The 20,991-nt window shown below is 71.3% G+C and carries 19 protein-coding genes; 10 read left to right on the forward strand and 9 right to left on the reverse strand.

The window, feature by feature from the left end:
• Genes AC5L35_RS14215 through AC5L35_RS14225 form a run of 3 tightly spaced genes read right to left on the reverse strand, consistent with a single transcriptional unit; the run spans window position 1 to window position 2,507 of the window.
• Window positions 1-1,110 carry a glycosyltransferase family 4 protein gene (locus AC5L35_RS14215; protein WP_495060086.1) on the reverse strand — a complete coding sequence of 370 codons (1,110 nt, stop codon included), beginning with the start codon at window positions 1,108-1,110 and terminating at the stop codon, window positions 1-3.
• Entirely contained in the window at window positions 1,107-1,505 is a 399-nt protein-coding gene (locus AC5L35_RS14220) for a 6-pyruvoyl trahydropterin synthase family protein (RefSeq protein ID WP_495060087.1), read from the reverse strand. The genes AC5L35_RS14215 and AC5L35_RS14220 overlap by 4 nt, the downstream gene beginning before the upstream one ends.
• 21 nt (window positions 1,506-1,526) lie before the next feature.
• A complete protein-coding gene (locus AC5L35_RS14225; RefSeq protein WP_495060088.1) occupies window positions 1,527-2,507 on the reverse strand; it encodes a zinc-dependent alcohol dehydrogenase in 981 nt (326 codons plus the stop codon).
• Window positions 2,508-2,575: 68 nt separating this feature from the next.
• Between AC5L35_RS14225 and AC5L35_RS14230 the strand changes: the two genes are divergently transcribed.
• The 7 genes from AC5L35_RS14230 to AC5L35_RS14260 all read left to right on the forward strand — a co-directional run bounded on the left by AC5L35_RS14230 (window position 2,576) and on the right by AC5L35_RS14260 (window position 12,924).
• Window positions 2,576-3,334 (forward strand): CDP-alcohol phosphatidyltransferase family protein, encoded by a 759-nt coding sequence (locus AC5L35_RS14230; protein WP_495060089.1) that lies wholly within the window; start codon window positions 2,576-2,578, stop codon window positions 3,332-3,334.
• 38 nt (window positions 3,335-3,372) lie between these two features.
• Window positions 3,373-5,124, forward strand: a complete 1,752-nt coding sequence (locus AC5L35_RS14235) for a sulfatase-like hydrolase/transferase (protein WP_495060090.1) — start codon at window positions 3,373-3,375, stop codon at window positions 5,122-5,124.
• A 395-nt stretch (window positions 5,125-5,519) separates the two neighbouring features.
• A complete protein-coding gene (locus AC5L35_RS14240) occupies window positions 5,520-7,853 on the forward strand; it encodes a putative bifunctional diguanylate cyclase/phosphodiesterase (protein ID WP_495060091.1) in 2,334 nt (777 codons plus the stop codon).
• Between the two features lie 226 nt (window positions 7,854-8,079).
• The gene (locus tag AC5L35_RS14245) at window positions 8,080-9,660 is read left to right on the forward strand and encodes a hypothetical protein (RefSeq protein ID WP_495060092.1); all 1,581 of its coding nucleotides are present in this window, start codon (window positions 8,080-8,082) and stop codon (window positions 9,658-9,660) included.
• Window positions 9,661-9,785: 125 nt separating this feature from the next.
• Window positions 9,786-10,040, forward strand: coding sequence for a hypothetical protein (locus tag AC5L35_RS14250; protein WP_495060093.1), 255 nt, complete (start codon window positions 9,786-9,788; stop codon window positions 10,038-10,040).
• 117 nt (window positions 10,041-10,157) lie between these two features.
• Entirely contained in the window at window positions 10,158-12,320 is a 2,163-nt protein-coding gene (locus tag AC5L35_RS14255; RefSeq protein WP_495060094.1) for an eCIS core domain-containing protein, read from the forward strand.
• A gap of 178 nt (window positions 12,321-12,498) precedes the next feature.
• Window positions 12,499-12,924 carry a hypothetical protein gene (locus tag AC5L35_RS14260; RefSeq protein WP_495060095.1) on the forward strand — a complete coding sequence of 142 codons (426 nt, stop codon included), beginning with the start codon at window positions 12,499-12,501 and terminating at the stop codon, window positions 12,922-12,924.
• Window positions 12,925-13,050: 126 nt separating this feature from the next.
• Here AC5L35_RS14260 and AC5L35_RS14265 read toward each other — a convergent pair whose 3' ends face one another.
• Together AC5L35_RS14265 and AC5L35_RS14270 are read right to left on the reverse strand one after the other, a co-directional pair.
• Entirely contained in the window at window positions 13,051-13,593 is a 543-nt protein-coding gene (locus AC5L35_RS14265) for a dihydrofolate reductase family protein (RefSeq protein WP_495060386.1), read from the reverse strand.
• 297 nt (window positions 13,594-13,890) lie between these two features.
• Window positions 13,891-14,502 carry a histidine phosphatase family protein gene (locus AC5L35_RS14270; protein ID WP_495060096.1) on the reverse strand — a complete coding sequence of 204 codons (612 nt, stop codon included), beginning with the start codon at window positions 14,500-14,502 and terminating at the stop codon, window positions 13,891-13,893.
• 89 nt (window positions 14,503-14,591) lie between these two features.
• On the opposite strand from AC5L35_RS14270, the gene AC5L35_RS14275 reads away from it, so the two are divergent.
• From AC5L35_RS14275 to AC5L35_RS14285, 3 genes are read left to right on the forward strand one after another with little or no spacing between them, the layout of a single operon-like run.
• On the forward strand, window positions 14,592-14,810 hold the full coding sequence (locus AC5L35_RS14275) for a CbtB domain-containing protein (protein ID WP_495060097.1): 219 nt from the start codon (window positions 14,592-14,594) through the stop codon (window positions 14,808-14,810).
• A 16-nt stretch (window positions 14,811-14,826) separates the two neighbouring features.
• On the forward strand, window positions 14,827-15,570 hold the full coding sequence (locus tag AC5L35_RS14280; RefSeq protein WP_495060098.1) for a CbtA family protein: 744 nt from the start codon (window positions 14,827-14,829) through the stop codon (window positions 15,568-15,570).
• 8 nt (window positions 15,571-15,578) lie between these two features.
• A complete protein-coding gene (locus AC5L35_RS14285) occupies window positions 15,579-16,514 on the forward strand; it encodes a hypothetical protein (protein ID WP_495060099.1) in 936 nt (311 codons plus the stop codon).
• On the opposite strand, the gene AC5L35_RS14290 is transcribed toward AC5L35_RS14285, so the two are convergent.
• The 4 genes from AC5L35_RS14290 to AC5L35_RS14305 form a co-directional block, all read right to left on the reverse strand.
• Window positions 16,494-17,909, reverse strand: a complete 1,416-nt coding sequence (locus AC5L35_RS14290) for an MFS transporter (RefSeq protein WP_495060100.1) — start codon at window positions 17,907-17,909, stop codon at window positions 16,494-16,496. The genes AC5L35_RS14285 and AC5L35_RS14290 overlap by 21 nt on opposite strands.
• Window positions 17,910-18,092: 183 nt before the next feature.
• Entirely contained in the window at window positions 18,093-18,965 is an 873-nt protein-coding gene (locus AC5L35_RS14295; RefSeq protein ID WP_495060101.1) for an alpha/beta fold hydrolase, read from the reverse strand.
• A gap of 43 nt (window positions 18,966-19,008) precedes the next feature.
• Entirely contained in the window at window positions 19,009-19,767 is a 759-nt protein-coding gene (locus AC5L35_RS14300) for an alpha/beta fold hydrolase (RefSeq protein WP_495060102.1), read from the reverse strand.
• A gap of 301 nt (window positions 19,768-20,068) precedes the next feature.
• Window positions 20,069-20,965, reverse strand: a complete 897-nt coding sequence (locus AC5L35_RS14305) for a LysR family transcriptional regulator (protein ID WP_495060103.1) — start codon at window positions 20,963-20,965, stop codon at window positions 20,069-20,071.
• Window positions 20,966-20,991: the final 26 nt, after the last annotated feature.

The raw sequence follows: 20,991 nt of genomic DNA on the forward strand, positions 1-20,991 counted from the left end.
TCAACCGAGCGTCCCATTCAGCGGCTCCAGCACCACGGCCAGACATCGTGACGTCACCTCCCATCCGTTCAGAGTTCTGCGGCGCCCTCTCGCGGCGCGGCGGAGTCGGTCCCGCAGCGCCGGCTCCCCGAACCAGCGGCGCAGCTCCCCGGCGAGTGCCGGGGCGTCGTCCGGGGACACCAGAAGTCCCGGCACTCCGCCGTCCGGGGCGTCGCCGAGGGCGCCCGGCACTCCGCCGACAGCTGCCGCCAGGACCGGGATTCCCCGGGCCAGCGCTTCGGTGACGACCATCCCGTAGGACTCGACGCGGGACGGCAGCACCAGCAGGTCGGTCGCAGCGTAGGACGTGGCGACCTCGGCGGCTGTCCGGGGACCGGTCAGCTGCACCCGTTCGCCGAGCCCGTGTCGCTCGATCGTGGACCGGACCGCAGCCACGTGCGCGGGATCGCGGCGCACCGGCCCGGCGAGCTCGCACGTCCACGGCAGGTCGGCGACGGCGGCCAGCGCCTCGACGAGCAGATCCTGGCCCTTGGTCGGGGTGATCGACCCGAGGCACAGCAGGCGGGTCGCACCGTCCGTGCCGGGGGCGATCGGTGCGGGGTCGACGCCCGGCGGGACGACGTGGACCCGATCGGCGACGAGCCCGTGGTGCGCGACGAGCCGGCGCGCCGCCCACGGGCTGGTGGCCACGACCGCGCTCGCGGCGCGCAGGGTCTCCCGCTCGAGCGCGGCCAGCTCCGCGGCGAGCGCAGGCGCCTGCCCCAGCTCGTCGCCGAGGGGCAGGTGCACCAAAACCACGAGCTTCAGCCTGCGGGCCTGCGGGACGACGACGTCGGGCACGCCGCAGGCGATGAGACCGTCGACGAGGACGACGCCTCCGTCGGGCACGGCGGACAGGGCACGGGCCAGCGCCGCGCGCGAGTCGCTGTCGGGTCGGGGCCACGCCCCGGCGACAGCGAACTCGTGCACCGACCAGCCGGTGCCCACCAGGCCGAGGCAGACCCGCCGGTCGTACGCGTTGCCGCCGCTGGGCACGGTGGCGTCGTCGATGTCAGCGGGGACGACGACGTGCACGGAGCGGAGGCCTGCGGTGAGGCCGCCCGGTCTCACAAGGAGCGCTCGTAGCTCGCTGAGGCGATGTGCGACTCGTGCAGCACGACCGTGATCCCGGCCAGGTCGCGGGCGCCGGCACCGAGCGCACCGGCGTGCACCTTCTCGACGAGCCGGTCGGCGATGACCTTGGCGAGGAACTCCGTGGACGTGTTGACGCCGGCGAACGCCGGCTCGTCGTCCAGGTTGCGGTAGTTCAGGTCGGCCAGTACGGCGCCGAGCTCCTCGGTCGCCAGGCCGATGTCGACGACGATGCCGTCGGCGTCGAGGTCGGCACGCCGGAACGAGGCGTCCACGACGTACGTCGCGCCGTGCAGGCGCTGGGCCGGACCGAACACCTCTCCCTGAAAACTGTGAGCGATCATGACGTGATCCCGAACGGTGATGGTGAACAAGACCTGCCCTTCCGGCGTCTCCTACTGCTGTCCGTACACGACACGGACGCACAGCGAGGAAAGTTCACCGCCCGTGAGCTCCGGCATCAGCCGAGGCAGGTCCTCGAAGGGTCGCTCGTCCGTGATCAGCACGTCGAACACGGGGTTTGCCAGCAGACGCAGTGCCAAACTCAATCGATCGGAGAAACTCCGACGCCCTTGCCGGGCAGGCGCGACGGCCCCCACCTGGCTGCTGCGCACCACCAGGCGCCGCGAGTGGAAGGCCTCGCCGAGCGGCACGCGCACCGGCCGGTCGCCGTACCAGCTCATCTCGATGACCTCGCCCTCGACGGCGAGCAGTTCGAGGGCTCGCGCGAGCCCCGCTTCCGTGGCGCTGGCGTGCACCACCAGGTCGCACTCCCCCACGGCCTCCTCCGGAGCGGCGAACCGGACGCCGAGCGCGTCGGCGACGGCTGCGCGCGCGGGATCGACATCGACGAGCTGGACCTCGACCCCGGGGAACTGCGCGAGCACCGCGGCGACGCTGCACCCGACCATCCCGGCCCCGATGACGGCGATCCGGTCCCCCACCAGCGGCGCTGCATCCCACAGCACGTTCACCGCCGTCTCGACGGTGCCAGCGAGCACGGCACGTCCAGGCGGCATACCGTCAGGGACCGGCGTCACAGCGGCGGCCGGAACCACGTAGCGCGTCTGATGTGGATAGAGGCAGAAAACGGTACGGCCGAGCAGCGAAGGAGGACCATGCTCGACCACTCCTACGTTCAGATATCCGTACTTGACCGGCGCGGGGAAGTCGCCGTCCTGGAACGGTGCGCGCATCGTGGCGAACTGGCTCTCCGGCACGCCCCCGCGGAAGACCAGGGTCTCGGTGCCGCGGCTGACCCCCGAGTAGAGCGTTCGGACCTCCACGTCGTCGGGACCCGGTCGGGGCACCTCGACAGGGCGAATCTCGCCCTCACCCGGGGCACGGAGCCAAAAGGCGCGAGCGGTGCGATCCACACATCCCTCCAATTCGTGCTGAACCTCCGCGGCTCCGGACGCGTGCTGAGTGTGTGCGCAGAGGCTCGATGTCGACCGTAGACCGGCAGCGGATCACGCAGCAGCAGGCCATCGGGGCAGGTGTCCAGGTCGTCCTGCTCGTCGGACTGTGGGCGGGCGGTGGCCTCGGCAAGGTCGGCTGGCTCGTCGGAACCGCGTACATCCTGGTGCTCTGGATGGTTCTGGCCGCGGCCGTCCGCCGCGCCGGAACCACCACGCTCGGCCCGGCCGACCTTGTCACGCTGGGGCGGGCCGGGCTCGTCGGAGGCGTCACCGCACTCGTCGCGGACGGCCTCGCGACCGGGGACGCTCCGGTCGTGCCGCTCGTCGTCATCGCCGCCACGGCGCTGGCTCTCGACGCGGTCGACGGGCAGGTCGCCCGGCGCACCGGCACGGTCTCCGCACTGGGTGCACGGTTCGACATGGAGGTCGACGCGTTCCTCGTACTGGTGCTCAGCATCCACGTCTCGCTGCTGCTGGGCCCGTGGGTGCTGGCCATCGGCACCATGCGGTATGTATTCGTCGCGGCGAGCTGGCTGGCGCCGTGGATGCGGTCGGCTCTGCCCACGAGGTACTCCGCCAAGACCGTGGCCGCGCTGCAGGGGATCGCCCTCGTCGTGGCCGCCAGTGAGGTTCTGCCGTACCTGCTCGCGGTGGCGCTGGTAGCGGTGGCGCTGATCCTGCTGGCCTGGTCGTTCGGCGAATCCGTGGTGTGGCTGTGGCGCAACTCCTGCCTTGCTGCAAGCTCGGGAGCCGCTGCGATGGTCGGGCCGCTCCCGCGGGAGTGAGCAGCGACCACGGCAATTCGAACAGAAGGAACAGAGCATTGCGGAAGGACGACCCGCCGACGGACGGCGGACCGGCGCGCACACCGGAGGACGCCCCCTCTACCGACGAGGCGGGCGAGGTCCGGGATGACGTGGCGCCCGGCGCCGGGAGCCGTGGAGCGGGCCGCCGGGTCGTGGCGCAGGTGGTCACCGCGCTGGCCGCCCTGCTCGTGTTCCTCGCGCTCGTCGCCCCGGACGAGCTCACCGACCTCACCCCCGCCGCGTTCGTGCGCATCCCCGTCGAGGCGCTCGTCGGCGTCGCGCTCCTCCTCGTCCTGCCGGCGAAGGCGCGCCGGGTGGTGGCAGTGCTCGGCGGAGCCGCGCTGGGCGGCCTGACCATCCTGAAGATCCTCGACATCGGATTCGTCGCGGTGCTCGCCCGGCCGTTCGACCCGGTGATCGACTGGCCCCTGCTCAGCGCAGGCCTCGAGTTCGTCAGGGGCTCGATCGGCCAGGTCGGCACGGATGCCGCCGTGGTCGGGGTCGTGGTTCTCGCGATCGCCCTGGTCGTCCTCATGACGATGGCGGTCGTGCGGCTGACCAGGCTCGTGGTGCGCCGCCGGGTCTTCGCCACCCGCGCCGCGCTGGGGCTGGGGGTCGTCTGGATCACCTGCGCCCTGCTGGGCACGCAGCTCGTCCCGGGTGTGCCGGTCGCCGGCACGAGCGCGACGACACTCGCCTACGACCACGCCGTCCAGGTGCGGGCGGGCCTGCTGGACCAGCGGGCGTTCGCCGCGCAGGTCGCCGCGGACCCCTTCGGCGACACGCCTGCCGACCAGCTGCTGACCGGGCTGCGGGGCAAGGACGTCATCCTCACGTTCGTCGAGAGCTACGGGCGCAGCGCGGTGGAGAACCCGGATCTCGCGGCGGTGGTCGACCCCGTGCTCGACGACGGGACGCGGCGCCTGGCCGCGGCCGGGTTCTCGGCCGAGAGCGCCTTCCTCACCTCGTCGACGTTCGGCGGCTCCAGCTGGCTGGCGCACGCCACGTTCCTCTCCGGCCTCTGGGTCGACAACCAGCAGCGCTACGACACCCTCGTCGACAGCGATCGCCTGACCTTCACCAGCGCCTTCCACCGCGCGAAGTGGCGCACCGCCGCCGTCGCGCCGGGCACCACCGGGGCGTGGCCGGAGGCGGCGTTCTACGGCTTCGACCAGGTGTACGACTTCCCGAAGCTCGCCTACAAGGGACCGGACCTCGGCTGGGCGACGGTTCCCGACCAGTACATCCTGTCGGCCTTCCACCGCGCCGAGCGCGACGCTCCGGACCACACCCCGGTGATGGCGGAGATCGACACCGTCTCCAGCCACGCGCCGTGGCCGTTCATCCCACCGGTCCTCGACTGGAACAGCATCGGTGACGGCTCGGTCTACACCGCCCTTGCGGCAGGGGCCCCGCCGCGTGACGCCGTGTGGGCGAAGGGCACCCCCGCCGTCCGCGACGCGTACGCACGCTCGATCGGATATGCGATCAACACCCTCGTCTCGTACGTGGAGAACTACGGCGACGACAACCTGGTGCTCGTCTTCCTCGGCGACCACCAGCCCCTTTCGCTCGTCAGCGGGGAGGGCGCGAGCCACGACGTCCCGATCACGATCGTCGCCAAGGACAAGAAGGTGCTGAACCGCATCTCCAGCTGGAAGTGGCAGGAGGGCCTGAAGCCCGGGCCGGACGCTCCGGTGTGGCGGATGGATGCCTTCCGCGACCGGTTCCTGACCGCTTTCGGCCCGGAGGGCGAGTTCAGTAACTAGTGCGGTGGCCAACGCCGCGAGGGGCCGCCTGAGGCCTCTTTCGGTGTCGATTCCCTGCAGTCCCTGCTGCTGTCCGTGTACGGAATGCAGCTGAAACTGGCGGAGCGCGCGGACACGGCGGCAGTTCGGCTGGACTGGCTGGGGCTGCCCGACCTGGGCCTGAAAGTCGATCCGGAAGTCCACAAGGTCATTCCGTAGAATCTCCTCCGGCTGCCGGGGAAACCCGTTCGCCGAGGTCGACACACCGTTACGGGGCATTTACCCGTAGGCTCGGCTATTGCGTCCGAATGTCGACGCGGCCCGGCCTGGTCCGAACGTGCCCTTAGGCCGTACCGGGCGGGCTCGTGGGCTGCAGGCCCCCGGCCCGAGTCCGGGGCCGAGGTCGGGATGGCGGCGTGCACGCATACAGCGATGAGGCGACCGCAGCGCCGCCGACGAACTGGGCGCGCTTCGGGCGCCCGCAGGATCTGGTGGCGCAGACGCGGTGGCTGTTCACCATCATGGTGCTGGCGCTGATCCTGCTGTCGCTGCCCGGCATGATCGGCACCCGGGGTCTCCTCGCCTGGCTCCTGGTCATCGCCGCCTTCGCCGGCCTCTTCGTCGTGTGGACCTACCGCTACCTGTCCGGACGCGCCCCCATCCTGCTGGGCATCGCGGAGGCGGCGCTGGTCCTCGTCGCGGCGGCCGCCGGGCCCACCCCGGCCACCGTCTTCACGTTCATGTTCGGTTCGCTGTGGCTGCACGCGTTGTACGGCTCCACCCGCGGCGTCCTCCTGCACACCGCGTTCCTCGCCGCGGCCGTCCTGGGCTCGCTGCAGGTGTGGCACCTGCTCCCGGGCCGGGACGGGCTCGAACCGACGAGCACGGCCGCGAACATCGTCAGCGTGGTGCCCGTGATGTTCGTGACGGCCGGGGTGGCGCGGTACCTGGTTCTCAGCCTGTTCGCCCGTGAGCAGGCCCAGAAGCGCGCCGCCGCGCTCGTCCGGCTGGGCAGCCGGCTCATCGGCGTCACCGAGCGCCGCGAGATCCAGGAGACGGGGAGCGAGTGCGCCCGTGCGATCTGCGAAGCGACCCCCGACATGCAGTTGCTGATCGTCGTCCCGTCCGGGAACAGGGCGGCGGTCGTCGGGCACGCGGGAATCTCGGAGCAGAGCCCGTGCACGGTGCCGATGTCGGTGCTCCCCGCGAACCTCGACCTCGGTGTGCAACCGCTGCCCGACAGTGGCCCACTGACGGAGCTCACCGGCATCAGCGGCACGTGGATCGGCGTGCCGCTCCCCGAGACCGGCGGCTGGATCCTGCTCGGGGCCGAGCCGCAGGTCCCCACGGAGGCGGTGGTGGCGGTCCGCTCGATGGCCAACCAGGTGGCGCTGGCCCTGCGCAACAGCGATGCGCACTTCGATCTCTCCACCCTGGCCAGCCAGGATCCCCTGACCGGGCTGGCCAACCGGGCCGCGTTCAATGCCGCGCTGGCGGCGGGGATCGCCGACCCCGAGCGACGGCTCGCGCTGTTGTTCCTCGACCTCGACGACTTCAAGACCGTGAACGACGGGCTGGGCCACTCCGCAGGCGACGAGCTGCTGTGCAGCGTGGCCACCCGGCTCCGCGCCGGCGTCCGTTCCGACGACATGTGCGCCCGGATCGGCGGCGACGAGTTCGCCGTCCTGCTCCGCGACCGCGACCACGAGGCGGCTGCGGTGGGGCAGCGCCTCGTCGAGCTGATCGCCGAGCCCGTATCCATCAAGGGGCGGCTCGCGCACGTGGGCGCCAGCGTGGGGCTGGCCTTCGCCGGCGGCGGACACTCCACGGGTGAGCAGCTCGTGCAGCGAGCGGACATCGCCATGTACGCGGCGAAGGCCAAGGGCAAGAACCGGGTGCAGATGTACGACCCGAGCCTCCTGCAGGACGACGGCCGGCTCCAGTTCGAGGCCGAGCTGGCGGCGGCCGCCGGGGCGAATGAGCTCGTGCTGCACTACCAGCCGATCGTCTCGGTGCACGAGGACTGGTGCGTGGCGGTCGAGTCGCTCGTGCGGTGGCAGCACCCGACGCGCGGGCTGCTGCAGCCGGCGGAGTTCATCCCCACGGCCGAGCGCACGGGGGCGATCGTCGGCATCGGCGCGCTGGTCCTGCGCCGCGCCTGCTCCGACGCCGTCTCGTGGTCCGGCCCGTCCGGACCGCTCGCGGTGCACGTCAATGTGTCGGCCGCCCAGCTGACCGACCCGGACTTCGCCGCGGTCGTGCGGTCCTGCATCGCCGACTTCGCGATGCCGCCGGACCGGCTGGTTCTGGAGATCACCGAGGGCATGGTGCTGGACTCCCCGGCGATCCGCACCGCGCTCGCGGCGCTCGCCGCCCTGGGCGTCACGATCGCCATCGACGACTTCGGCACCGGCTACTCCGCGCTGAGCACGCTGCGCACCCTGCCGCTGGACATCGTCAAGATCGACAAGTCCTTCCTGTCGACCGGCCCGTCACGTGCCGCCGACCAGGCGGTCGTGGAGGCCATCGTCCAGATGGCCGGACGGCTCAAGCTGAAGGTCGTGGCGGAGGGCGTCGAGCGCATCGAGCAGCTGCAGTTCCTGCGCAGCGCCGGTGCCGACGCCACTCAGGGCTACCTGCACCTGCGCCCGACGCCGGCACCCCAGTTCGGGAGCTGGCTGGAGCAGGAGAACGCCGCACGGCGAGAGGCCGACGGCGTCACGCGGATCGGTCCGCGCCGGACCGGCTGAGGGCACGTCCGCCCAGGTGACCGGAGTGACCAACGGTCCCGTCTGATGCCGGATTCCGACCCGCCGTAACGTGAGGCCCGGATTCACGCACTCGTCACCGAAAAGCCGGGCAGCGTGCGTCCGTCGTTCACCGCCAGAACGCCGGCGCGGCGCCTCGCCGGACGAACGGGCAAGGACGGCCACCGGTCGGCAGGACGCCGGCGGTCGGACGCGAACAGGGGTGGTCATGGGGGTCAGACGGCGGAGCGAGATCCTCCGCGCCAGAATCGGCATGGTGCGTGAACTGCTGCGGTGGGCGGCGAAGGAGCTGCCGCACCGGATGGACGCACTCGACAAGCAGCTCACGGCCATCGACGCCGAGCTGCACGCCACCCGTGACGATGTCGGCGCCGTGCAGTCCCGGCTCGACCGGGTCGTCGAGACCGTCGGCGAGTCCCGGGAGGGTGTCATCGAGCTGCGGGACTCCGTCCACGTCACCGCCCGGCGCACCGCGCTACGGCGACGGCCGACCCGCGTGCTGTTCCTGGTGCACGTGATCGGGGCCTGGGACTCCTACCACGCACTCGTCCGGAAGATGGCCGCCGCTGACGACTTCGAGCCCATCGTCGCGTCGATCCCGCGGAGGTTCCCCGGCTCGGACGGGCTGGGCAGCGAGGAGGACGTGCACCGCGGCCTGAGCGAGCGGGGGGTTCCGCACCTGCGCTTCTCCGACGGCGACCCGCGTGACCTCCTCCGGCTGATCAAGGCGATCGAACCCGACGTGATCTTCCGGCAGTCCCAGTGGGACGCCGACATCCCCGACGAGCTGGGCACCGACCGGCTCGGCTTCGCCCGCACCTGCCTGGTCCCGTACGAGACGATGAACATCGTCGTCAACGTCCCGAACCCCCGGACGTCCAACACCGCTGTCGACAGCGACTACCACCGCGCCGCCTGGTTGGTCTTCTGCACCAACGAGATGATGCTCGAGACCGCGAGCCGCGACGGTGCGCGCGGCGGCGGGCAGTTCCGGGTGGTCGGCCACCCCAAGGCCGACCACCTGCTGGCGGCACGGCCGGAGTGGCCGGTGCGCGCACCGGAGAAGGATGCCGGCCGCCCCGGCCGCATCGTCTGGTCGGCACACCACTCGATCGCGGAGGGGTGGACGGACTTCGGCGCCTTCCACCTGATGAGCGAGGACATGCTCGCGTGGGCCGCGCAGCGCTCCGACGTCCAGTTCGTGTTCATGCCGCATCCGGCGCTGCTGCCGTTCCCCGGGTCGGACGCCTCCCCGGTCAGCCGCTCGGACTTCGACGCCTGGATGGAGAAGTGGGCAGCGCTGCCCAACACCGCGGTGCTGTCCGAAGCGGACTACGGCCCGACGCTCGCCGCCTCGGACCTGATGGTGACGGACGGGCTGTCGATGCTCGTGGAGTACCAGCTCTTCGACAAGCCGGTGATCTTCTTCGAGCGGGACGGCCACCGGCCGTTCAACGCCATCGGCGAGCAGGTCGCCACGGGCGTCCACACCGTGCACACCGTCGACGATGTGCGCAGCCTGGCCGAGACGTTCCTCGCGGGCGACCCGGACCCCCTGCAGCCCCAGCAGCGGGACAACGTGCACCGGCTCTTCGGCAGCGGCGACAGCACGGAACGGATCCTCGCCGCGCTGCGTCAGGAGATCGCGCTCGAACGCGGTGAGGCGGCTCCCGAACCCGCCGTCCGGTACGGGCGACGGCCGTCCGCGCGGCAGGAGGCGGCCAGGACGGTGCGGCCCAGGCGGCCGACCGCTCGGGAACGCATGGACGAGGCGCCGGTGCGGGACTGACCGCCTCTGCAGCGCCGAGCGGGTGACCTTGGCGGGGTGATGATCCCGGCCTTGATCAGGTCCTTGTACTCACCGGTGGCCGCGTCGAAGCCCTGGCCGCGATCACGACGGAGCGGGCATTGCGCGTGGGCGCTGCGCGCGGTGAACCCGGCAGCGACACGCTCGCGCTCCTCACGGGCAACATCGGCCTACGCGCCGAGTTCCTCGACACGGTTGCCGCGTGCGAACAGCCCCTCGCCTCGATGGCTGCGGTCGACCCCCGACGGTCGGATCCCGAGAGCGGCGCCCTCCTCGTCGTCGCCGCCGACCGGCCGCTGGCCGACGTCCTGCGAGAAGCACTCGGCTGGGTCGCCCCCACCCTTGCCGGACCGGACCGGTGACCTGCAGGACTGCCTCCGCGTCTGCCCTCGCGGTCCTTCCCCGCCCCGCCGTCACTGGGGTAGACCCGGAGGACGTGTGACTTCGGCCGGTCGCGCCATGCGTGAGAGGTGGAACGGATGCGGGAGCAGGGACGGCGACCGGACAGGAGCGACGCGCGCCAGGACGGTCGGCGCACCACCGCACGGCCGCCCGCCGCGCCGACCGGCGCGGCATTGCCGCCGGTCACGGCCCTGCAACGCACCGCGGGCAACTCGGCGGTCGTCCAGTTGCTGGCGCAGCAGGAGGACGACGTCCCCGCAGTCTCCACCGACGTTCGGCGCGCCGGCGTGCACGACGTCCTGGGCTCCCCGGGACGCCCGTTGGACGACTCCCTGCGCACGGAGATGGAGGCCCGGCTCGGAGCGGACTTCCGCAGCGTGCGCCTGCACGACACCGCGGCGGCGGATCGCTCCGCCGCGGAGATCGGGGCCCGCGCCTACACCTCGGGAGAGCATGTCGTCGTCGGACGTCAGGGCCGCGACAAGCACACGCTCGCCCACGAACTGACCCACGTCATCCAGCAGCGCTCGGGCCCCGTGTCCGGCACGACGGACGCATCGGGACTCTCGATCAGCGACCCGTCGGACCGTTTCGAACGCGCGGCCGAGGCGAACGCCGCTCGGGCGCTCAGAGGCTCGGTGCCGGTGGCGGAACCCATGGACGAGGAACACGCCGTGCAGCGCTCGGCGTCCGTCTCCGTACAACGGCTCGTCACGGTGAACAACGTCGAGGCCTACAGCGACCTACCGAGCCCGTCGGGCACCCCTCGGAGATCAGCCGACGAACTGATGCAGAACGTCACCAGGGCGATCGAGGCGTCGAACGACCGGGCGCTCATCGCACAGTTCACCGCCAACCGCGCCAAGGTGTACGCGCAGGCCAAGAACTGGGTGGGCGACTCGTCGGTGGGGACGTGGTCCGGGCCGGGCAGCCAGAAGCTCAGCACCCACGCGTATGGCAGGAAGAAGCAGAAGCGGGTCTACAAGACGTACGAGGAGGCCGGGCGCGCCCTGGTCGGGTGGGTGCTCCAGAAGCCCGGCCGGCACGAGGAGAAGGAGTTCGCGAACCAGTTGATGGACGATCCCGACCTGGCCGCGAATCTCGACAGCGCGCTCACCAAGGTGCGGGCCTGGATCATCACCCTCGGCAGCGATCCGAGCAAGCTGCACGACCCCACCATGACCGTCAACCAGGGCAGGATCTTGTCCGAGCTGACCAGCGGAATGGGGGTGCTCAACCGCAACCCGAAGGCATTCGGCCGGTACCAGGAACACTTCGACAGAGCCTTCTCACCCAATCCGACGAAGTTCCAGGGCAACTTCCTCGATGTTCTCGACCACCCGGACCGGTATCCCGTCCGCGACAAGATCATCGTGCTGCACGACCTGACCGACTACTTCAAGCCCGAGAACACCAGCAGAAGAGACGAGGCCGACACCGCAGGCCGGGGTGTGCTGCCCGATACTCCGGACAGCTCGAGGCTCATCAGCACGCAGGAGATGAATCCCGACGGGACCCGGAAGGTGGGGGGCTCGGATCGCGGTTCGAAGACGACGGTGCGTGACGAGAACGCCCCGTCCACCCGGATGGCTCGCGAGAACCGCATTCCCGTGACCGCCGGACAGTCGTTCACGGCCGCCCGCCTCCTCCACCTCGGGAAGGAGGCAGGCGCGACTGCCGACGAGCTCAACGCGATGGCCCTGAGCATCTTCGCCCTGTGGCGTATCGACTACGACCACACCGTCGACCTCGCCGCCCACACCCTGCACGAGGTGCTCGACATCGCCTCCAACTTCGGGCTCGCGTACAACATGAAGGTCCCCCAGCGTGCGTCGAACCAGTACCCGCAGGTGGTGGCCAGGCGGGCGAAGCGCACCAGCGACAAGCTGCGGAGCCAGGTCTCGCCGCTCCGCAACGCGGTCGCGAGCATGAAGAGCGACATCGAGTCCCGCTTCCTGGGGTCGATGCGACAGACCGGACGCAAGCGGTTGGCCGACACCCTCCTCGGCAACTACACGGCGGCGCTCGCCCGGAGCGACCACGCGCGCGCCGCGCTGGAGAACGCCGACGCGAACACGGCCCCCCAGGTGGTGGAACAGCTCAAGACCGACTTCTACGCCGCGCTGCAGCACACCATCGAGATCTACCAACAACTCTGCGACGTGGTGAAGGCCAAGCGCATCGAGGATCGTCTGACCGAGGACGACCGCGACGCCGTCGGCGCCAGTCGCATCCCCTGACGCCTCCGGCACACCGCATCGCGCCAACAGTTTTCGTCATACTCCCGAAAACCGTTGGCCAGCGGTTCTGGAGAGTGATCGCCGTCTCAGTACGCCTTATGAACCCTCTGGGAAGCCCGCTCCGTGTATGCGCTGTCGGTTCCGAATCACCGGAACCGCTCAAGCAACGGAGAATCCCATGCTGCGCAAGACTGTCCTGTCCCTCGCCACCATCGGTGCGGTGGGAGCCGCACTCTTCACCGGAATCGGTGTCGCCCAGGCGGCCCCCGCCCCCTCGGGCGCCAGTGCGATTCTCGACTCCGGTACCAACTTCTCCGAGCCCGACGGGTCCCAGGGAATCAGCGGCATGCCGGGTGAATGCATTGCGGTGCAACTGGGCAACACGGGGTCGATTCAGTTCGTCACCGGAACCATGACGCTGTGGACGGGAGCGAACTGCGACACCGGCAAGTCGCTCGTCGTCGACCACGATGTGGCGGACCTGAACGCACTCGGCTTCGGCAAGACCGTCTCGATCTTCATCGGCGACAACGCAGCCACTCGGGCCACACCGACCCCGGCCACGCCGTCCCAGCCTGCACCGGCCCGGCCCGCGGCGTCCTGACCGCTGCCACCACCCCATCCGGTCTCCGCTGCGAACTCTGGGATGAAGGGGAGATCACCCCAGGGCTCGGCGGGACCGCAGGAACGGCCCCTCATCGCTCACCGGATGAGGGGCCGTTCCCTGCTTTCACCGGACGACGCGCAGCCAGATGTTCGTGGCCTGCGGCGCGTCCGTGAGATCGATGCGCTCGAGGGTGACGTCGGCTCCGCCCGGCCGGTCGAAGAGCCGGACCCCGTCGCCCAGCAGCACCGGCGCGATCGACACGAAGATCTCGTCGAGCACACCCGCGTCGAGGCACTGCGCAGCGATGCTCGCGCCCAGGACGTTGACGTACCTCCCGCCGGCGGCCGCCTTCGCCGCGGCGACGCCGCTGTCGAGGTCGCCGACGAACGTCACTCCCGGCACCGGATTGCTCGGCGCGTGGTGGGTGAGCACGAACTGCGGTCCGGTCCACGCGCCGCCGAACGCTTCGCCTTCCGCAGGCGTGTCCTTGTACGGATCGTCGCCGCGGAATGTGCTGTTGCCGACGAGGAAGGCGCCGATCTGGGGGACGAGGTCGTCCACCGCGGGGTTCGGTCCGAGGTATTCGGCCAGCCAGGACATGTCACCACCCGGGCCGGCGATGAATCCGTCGAGCGACATCGTGGCCGAGTACAGCAGCTTGGCGATGGCCGACCTCCCTGGTGGGCGCGCTTCCGGACGTCCCGGTGTCTCGCGGCGCGGCGATACTAGTGCGGCGCCGGGGATCACTCGGAGCGCGACAGTCCGTCCGGGCGAACCGGCGGATGGCGGAAATCGTCCGGCCGCGCGTGGTGACGGAGTCGGCGAGCGAGTTCCTCGAACTCGGCGGAGCGTGCTAGCCAGTCAGGTATCTCGAGGCCCACTGTGGCCGTTCCCTCCGGTCACGTCAGGGGCACCCAGCCGATGCTCGGCACGTCCTTCCGGACGCTGGTGGGAGTCGCCCGGTCAGCCCTCCGTCATTCGACTGGCCATCGCGGCGTGATCTCGGTCCCCTCTGCCGAGGGGGACGGCCGTGGTGCGCACCGTCCACCGGCCCGGACCGCCCCGCAGATCGGTGAGCGTCATCGGCGCCACGTCCACCCGCCAGAACGCCGAGGCCGGTGCGTCCAGCACCGAGACGATCGCGGCACGCACGCACGCCGGGTCACACACGGCCAGAACATGCCCGGCCTCCAGGCTCGCCAGCCACTGCCGGACGCGGTCCAGCAGCCCGGTGAGCGCCTCGCCGCCGTGCGGTGTGGCCGTGGGGTCGGCCAACCAGGCGGCCACGTCGTCGGGCCGGTCGGCGGCGAGGTCGTCGAGCCTGCGACCCGCCCACCGCCCGACGTCCCAGCCGCGCAGCGACCGATCCACGTCGCCGGCCAGGCCGAGGACCTCACAGGTCTGCCGGGCTGCCTGCTCGGGCGCGTGGCGGACCCGGTCGGCCCGCGGCACGTGTTCGCGCGCGGCCCCGGCCCACGCCCGGCCCCGCGCGTCGAGCGGTTCGTCGGCGGAGAAGGCCGCGGCCGCCGTCGCCGCGGTCGGGGCGGAGGTGATCAGCGTGACACGCCCGCTCACGTCGTCCTCACCTTGACACCTCCGGGTACGGACAGAACACTCACCTGAGCAGTTCATCAGATGTGCATGTGTGTGGCCGAGGAGTGTTGATGTCGCAGGCAACTGCCGAGTCCCCGATCGCCGGTCTCGCCCCCACCCCGATCCCCCTGCGCGAGATCGCGCCGTGGGCGATCTTCGCCGGGGTCGTCCTGCTGGCCCTGCTGTACCTGGTGGGCATGGACCAGGGCGCCACCTCCGTGTTCTCGGGGGAGATGCTGCACGAGTTCGTCCACGACGGCCGGCACCTGCTCGGCTTCCCCTGCCACTGAGCGGGCGCAGCACACGATGGTGAGATCGCTGCTGGTCCGCGGGATGATCGCCGGACTGGTCGCAGGCCTGATCGCGTTCGTCTTCGCGTGGGTGTTCGGCGAGCCCGCGCTCGAGGGTGGCATCGCCTACGAGGACATGGTCTCCGCCGCCTCCGGTGAGGAGGGCGGCCCCGCGCTGGTGAGCCGGGGCGTACAGAGCAGCATCGGGCTCGCGGTGGGCTACCTGATCTACGGTGTCGCCGTCGGCGGCATCCTCGCGCTGGTCCACGCCACGGCGCAGGGCAGGCTCGGGCGGCTCGGGGTGCGTGGCACCGCCGTCGTCGTGGCGCTCGTCGGGTTCACCTCCGCGGTGCTGGTGCCGTTCCTCAAGTACCCCGCCAACCCTCCCGCGTCGAGCCTCGACGACACCATCGGCGCCCGCACCGGCCTCTTCGTCGTCATGATCGTGGTCTCGGTGGCGGGCGCGGTGGCCGCCACCGCCCTGTGCCGGCGGCTGGCCGACCGGCTCGGCTGGTGGAACGCGGTGCTCAGCGCGGCGGGCGGCTACGTCGTGCTCGTCGGCCTGGCCGCCGTCCTGCTGCCCGCGATCTCCGAGACACCGCCCGACTTCCCGGCCGCCGTGCTCTACGACTTCCGCCTGGCCTCGCTCGGCGGTCACGTCGTGCTCTGGACCGCGCTCACTCTCGTGTTCGCCACCCTCGCCGACCGTGCCACCCGGCCGTCCACGTCGGCCGGGGCGGTCCCCACCCTGGCGAGCTGAGAGGCCCCATGGGCCCGGTCGCGCGGGTCGCTGCAGGGCTCCTCCTCGCGCTGCTGTTCCTGCCGCTCGGCGCCGGGGTCGCGGCGGCCCACGGTGGAGGCGACGCGGCGCCCGGCACGAGCATCCCCCGCGTCCTCGCCGTCGAGCCCGCCGTACCGGGGCTCGCGCTCGTCGTGATCGACGGCGGCACGAGGGTGCGGCTCGACAACCACACCGGCGTCACGGTGGACGTCCTGCCGCCGCCGGACTCGGCCCGCGGTCAGGAGCCGCTCGTGCCGGCAGGCAACAGCGCCGCGTGGGCCGACCCCCGGCTGGCCGGAGCACCGGCGTCACCACCCCCGGACGGCACGTCGGCCTGGCTGATCCCGCTCCTCGTCGGGGACCAGCCGGTGGTGGTGCACGGCGACCGGACGTGGCCGGCCCCGCCCGCTCCGGTGCCGTGGTGGTCGGTCACGGTGGCCGCGGCCCTCGGCACCTTCAGCCTCGGCGCCGCCGCTGCGGAACGCGGCAGGCGCAGCACGGCGTCGACCGCCGTGGCCGGGGTGACCCTGCTGGTGGTGGGGGCGCACGTGCTGCACGTGATCGGCTCGTCGCTGGTGCTGGACCGGCCCGCCTCCGTCGGTGTCGTCCTCGCCGCGGCGGGCATCGGCGTCGTCTGCTGGGTGCTCGGCGTGCTGGGGGTCGCCCTGACCCTCGCCAGGCACCCGATGGGGCTGGCCACGTGCGCGGCCGCCGGCGCGCTCGCCGCCCTCGTCACGGTCTTCGACGTCGCGGGCTTCCACGGCGCCGTGCTCGCGTTCGGCTGGGCCTTCGACCTCGACCGCGCCACCACCGTCGTCACCGTCGGGGGCGGGGTCGGCCTGTTCCTCACGGGCTGCGCGGCGCTCCCCACCACCGCCGCCCCCGTTGCAGCAAAGCCACTTTCAGGCAACGACGTTGCGTGAACGTGGCTTTGCTGCAACGTCGGGTGGGGCGGGACGGCTCGGCCGGACCAGGACGAACACCACGGCCGCGCCCACCACGGCGATGACGCCGGCCACCGTGTAGCTGGTGTTGAGCGCGGTCGCGACCGACGCGGCGGTGCCGGTGACGCCACCGGGCGCGGCGGCCGAGAACACCGCGCCGAGCACCGCCACTCCCACCGCCAGACCGAGTTGCCGGGCCGAGTTCAGCGCGCCGCCCGCCATGCCGGCCCGCTCGCCGGGCACCGCACCCATCACCGCGGACGAGAGCGGGGGCAGGGCCAGGCCGGCGCCGAGACCGATGCACAACATCCCCGGGATCAGCACGCCCGCCGTGGAGTCGACCTGCACGCGGGCCTGCAGGAACGAGCCTGCCGCGATGAAGAGGAGCCCCACCGTCACCGAGTACCGGGGCGCGATCGCGTGCCCGAACCGCCCCATGACGAGGGGCACCACGAACGAGACGACGGACATCGGCATGATCACCAGACCGGTGGCCACCGGTCCGAGGCCGAGTCGGCTCTGCATCCACAGCGACGCGTACGGGAACATCGACCAGGCCGCCAGCGACAGCAGCGCGCCACCGACCACCAGGCCCACGAACGTCCGGTTCCGGAAGAGCGCGAGATCCAGCATCGGCGACGCCGAACGCCGCTCGATGACCACGAAGGCCACCAGCGCCACCGCTGCCGCCGCGACCGGCCCCCAGACGCCCGGGGCGCTCCAGGGAGCCTCCCCGCTGTGGATGAGGCCGTAGGTCAGGCCTGCGGCCGACACCGTGAACGCGACCATTCCCGGCACGTCGAAGCGGCGGTAGCGGGACGCGTGGTCCGGCGCGATGGTGCGCCAGGTGATCACGACGGCGACGACTGCGACCGGCATGTTGACCGCGAAGATCCACTCCCACCCGAGGTGCTGGGTGAGCAACCCGCCGATGATCGGCCCCGCCGCCGCGGCGGCGCCGTTGACCGAGCCCCACACGCCGAACGCGACGGCGCGGTCCCGGCCCTGGTAGGTGGTGCTGAGCAGCGCGAGCGTGGCCGCGAACATCGCCGCCGCGCCGACGCCCTGCACCGCCCGGCCGGTGATCAGCAACTCCGTGGACGGAGCCAGCGCGCAGCCGAGCGACGCCAGCCCGAACAGCCCGAGCCCACCGATGTAGACGCGGCGGTGTCCGAAGCGGTCGGCGATCGTGCCGGTGCCCAGCAGCAGCGCGGCCAGCGTCAGCGCGTAGATGTCGACGACCCACTGCAGGCCGCTGAACGACGCACCGAGGTCGGTGGCCATGTCCGGCAACGCGACGTTGACGATGGTGACGTCGATGAGCAGCATGAACGCGCCCAGACCGACCGCGATCAGTGGCCACCACTTGCGCATCACGTGCTCCAGGAGAGAGGTCGATCGACGGTCCCCGCCCCCCGCGGTGCGCGGTGGGGTCCCGACGATGTGCTCATCACGGGAGTTGCGGTGGAAGCGCACATCGGGGCGGCATCGGCCCTACGGCGCACCAGGTCATCCTCCCCCGCTTCCGTTCCGGCCGCGCTCCGAGGGGGCGACGGCTCAGCCGGCGAGGCGCGCCAGGTCGGCGACGACCCACTCGAAGCCACCCACCGCCAGGGACAGGTGGCCCTCCTCGGGAGACAGGTGCGCCTCCGCGCCGGCCACGTGCTCGGCCAGCCACCCACCGTGCGAGTAGGGCACCATGCGGTCCTCGCCGCCCTGCCAGACCGCGACCGGCACCCGGCCGTCGCCGAGCCCGAAGCCCCAGCCCGTGACGAAGGCGAGGTCGTCGTCGCGCCAGCCCTCGATGCCGGGGCGCAACGCCGCGTGGATCGACTCGGCGAGGTAGTCGGCGAACTCGCCGGTGAGCTGGGCCCGGTCGATCTCGGACACCAGGTCGCCGAAGGCGACGGCGAGTTCGGCACCCTGCGCCGTGGCGAACGCCGGACCGTGCTCGTTCAGGTAGGCGGTGAGGGCGGGCTCTCCCTCGAGAGCCGCCCCGAACTCCTCGAGGTTCTCGGTGCCCATGCCACGCAGGAAGTCCAGCCCGTCGACGCCGTACGGCCCGACCCCGGCGATCAGGGCGGCGGCCCGGCACCGCTCCGGCAGCAACTTCGCACACGCCAGCGCATGCGGACCCCCGCCCGACCAGCCGACCGTCACGAAGCGCTCGGCTCCCAGCGCGTCCAGCACCGCCACGACGTCGTCCGCCGCGTCGGCGGCCGTGCGCCCGTGCCTCGGGGTGGAGCCCCCGTACCCGGGGCGGGAGTACATGACGAGGCGGAACCCGTGCTTCGCCGCCGCCTCTTCCCATGGCCCGAAGACCACCGCCGCTGAGGGCGTCCCGTGGTGTAGCACCAACGGAACTCCGTCTGCGGGGCCCGCGGTGACGTACTCCAGCGTTCTGCCGTCGGGCAGACCGACCTCTGTCATGATCGCGAACGTACCGCTCCGGTGAGCCCTCGAGCCCCAGCCGTCACTTGCTGTTCACCGCGTCCAGGATGAACGTGGAGATCGTCTTCGGGTGGGTGATGAACGAGAGGTGCCCGGACTTGACCTCGATGGTCCTCGCCTTCATCCGCTTCGCGAGAAAACGTTGGAGCTCGGGATTTGTCGTGCGGTCCTCGGTGGTGATCACGTACCTGGTCGGCTTCGACGTCCAGGCCGCCGCGGACGTCTTGGTGGTGAACAACGTCTGGGCGATTCGGCCCTGGGCCGCATAGAGCACCCGGGCCCGCTCCACCGGCACGCCATTGGCGAAGTCGTCGAGAAAGGCTTTCTCGGTGAGCTGGCCGAAACCGTTCTCGTACGTCAGGCCGGCGTTCGCGGGTGGAGCGGAGAACTTCTTGGAGAGTGCCGCGTAGTCCTCACCCGCCTCGGGTGCGCGGGCCGACAGGTAGACCAGCGAGCGCACCTTGGGGTGGTCACCCGCCTGGCTGATCACGGTGCCGCCGTACGAATGGGCCACGAGAACCGTGGGCCCGGTCTGGAGGTCGAGGATGCGACGGACCGCAGCGACATCGTCGTCCACCGAAGTCAGCGGGTTCTGCACCGACGTGACCGTGACGCCGGCCGCCTGCAGGTGCGGGATGACGTCCGAGAAGCAGGAGCCGTCGGCGTAGGCGCCGTGCACCAGCACCACCCTGCGGCCGTCCTCCGGCGCCGCGGCAGGAGCGGCGGCGGACCCACCGGTGGCAGCCGACGCCACGGCGGTCGACGTCGCTGCCCCGGCCATTGCCGTCATCCCCGTGGCCGCTATGGCTTTGCCAAACATGCGTCGATTCAGCATGAACAAGAACACCTCGGAAGCGAGTGCCGGCGAACGCGAACAGGCCGCGGAAAGATCCGCGGCCCGACGCTACCAAATCCGACAGATCAGATCCAGGTCGATTCTCCACTGGCACCGGATCCGTAAGCGATCCGTTCGAACTCCGGATTTGTCGGTCAGAGGAACTCCTCGATCCCGATTTCGGAACCGACCGGAACATCCTTATCGCCACATTCGCCTGATCTGTGCCGACACCCGACCGCCGCCGTCAGCGGGCGGCGACCCTCCGCAGCCAGGTGGCGAGGTCGTCGGTCCCACTCGCCGGTGGATCGTCGGCGCGCCGGACGAGCCCGGCCTGGACCCTGATCGGCGTCCCGGCCACCGCCAGTGCCACGAGATCGGCGTCCACCGGTCCCGGACGCGTCGGGAGGAAGGTCGCGATCACGCCGAGACCCGCTGCGGCGGCGAGGAACCTGGTCTGCATCCCCCCGACCTCGAGCACCGACCGCAACCGCGTCATGCCGAACTCGTGGAGGACCGCGCGGTAGAAGTTCTCCTCGTCGCCGGTCAGGGGCGCTGTGATGAGGCCCGCCTCGACGATCTCGTCGGCCGTGACGGACTCCTGGCCGGCCAACCGGTGGCCACGGGCCGCCAGGAAGGTCAACTCCACGTCCAGGAGCGGCTCGAAGCGCGCTTCGACCGGCAGGTGCCAACGCATCACGTAGGCGAGGTCCAACTCGCGGTCCAGCACGGCCTGGGCCTCCCGCGCGCTGTGCCCGAACCGCACCGAGAGCAGCGTTCCCCCGTGGGACCGGCTGAACGGCGCGACCACCTCGTCGAAGAACCATCGCTGTTCGAACGCCATGCTGACGCCCAGCCGCACCCGGCCCTGGCGGCCCTGCCTGAGGTCGGCCAGCGAGTCCTGCAGACGGTTCTGCTCCGTGAGCATCGCGATCGCCGTCAGGTAGACCTCCCGACCCGCGGGGGTGAGGTGGACGGCCCTCTCGTGGTAGCGCAGGAGTTCGGTGCCGCAGGTCCGCTCCAGTTCGCTGACGTGATGGGACACCGTGGACTGGCTGAGGTTGAGCCGACGGGCCGCCGCCGAGTACCCGTTGCGATCGACAACGGTGACGAAGACGGAAAGGCGGTACAGATCAAGATTCACACGCCACACCCCTCGTTGAGGCGAGT

The sequence above is a fragment of the Pseudonocardia sp. OZ21 genome, assembly GCF_059359135.1.

Excerpts from the sequence above, each read along its gene's own strand:
- AC5L35_RS14230 (WP_495060089.1), top strand. The coding sequence starts at position 2,576 with ATGTCGACCGTAGACCGGCAGCGGATCACGCAGCAGCAGGCCATCGGG.
- AC5L35_RS14245 (WP_495060092.1), top strand. The coding sequence starts at position 8,080 with ATGGGGGTCAGACGGCGGAGCGAGATCCTCCGCGCCAGAATCGGCATG.
- AC5L35_RS14255 (WP_495060094.1), top strand. The coding sequence starts at position 10,158 with ATGCGGGAGCAGGGACGGCGACCGGACAGGAGCGACGCGCGCCAGGAC.
- AC5L35_RS14260 (WP_495060095.1), top strand. The coding sequence starts at position 12,499 with ATGCTGCGCAAGACTGTCCTGTCCCTCGCCACCATCGGTGCGGTGGGA.
- AC5L35_RS14275 (WP_495060097.1), top strand. The coding sequence starts at position 14,592 with ATGTCGCAGGCAACTGCCGAGTCCCCGATCGCCGGTCTCGCCCCCACC.
- AC5L35_RS14280 (WP_495060098.1), top strand. The coding sequence starts at position 14,827 with ATGGTGAGATCGCTGCTGGTCCGCGGGATGATCGCCGGACTGGTCGCA.
- AC5L35_RS14285 (WP_495060099.1), top strand. The coding sequence starts at position 15,579 with ATGGGCCCGGTCGCGCGGGTCGCTGCAGGGCTCCTCCTCGCGCTGCTG.
- AC5L35_RS14290 (WP_495060100.1), bottom strand. The coding sequence starts at position 17,909 with ATGCGCAAGTGGTGGCCACTGATCGCGGTCGGTCTGGGCGCGTTCATG.
- AC5L35_RS14295 (WP_495060101.1), bottom strand. The coding sequence starts at position 18,965 with ATGACAGAGGTCGGTCTGCCCGACGGCAGAACGCTGGAGTACGTCACC.
- AC5L35_RS14300 (WP_495060102.1), bottom strand. The coding sequence starts at position 19,767 with ATGGCCGGGGCAGCGACGTCGACCGCCGTGGCGTCGGCTGCCACCGGT.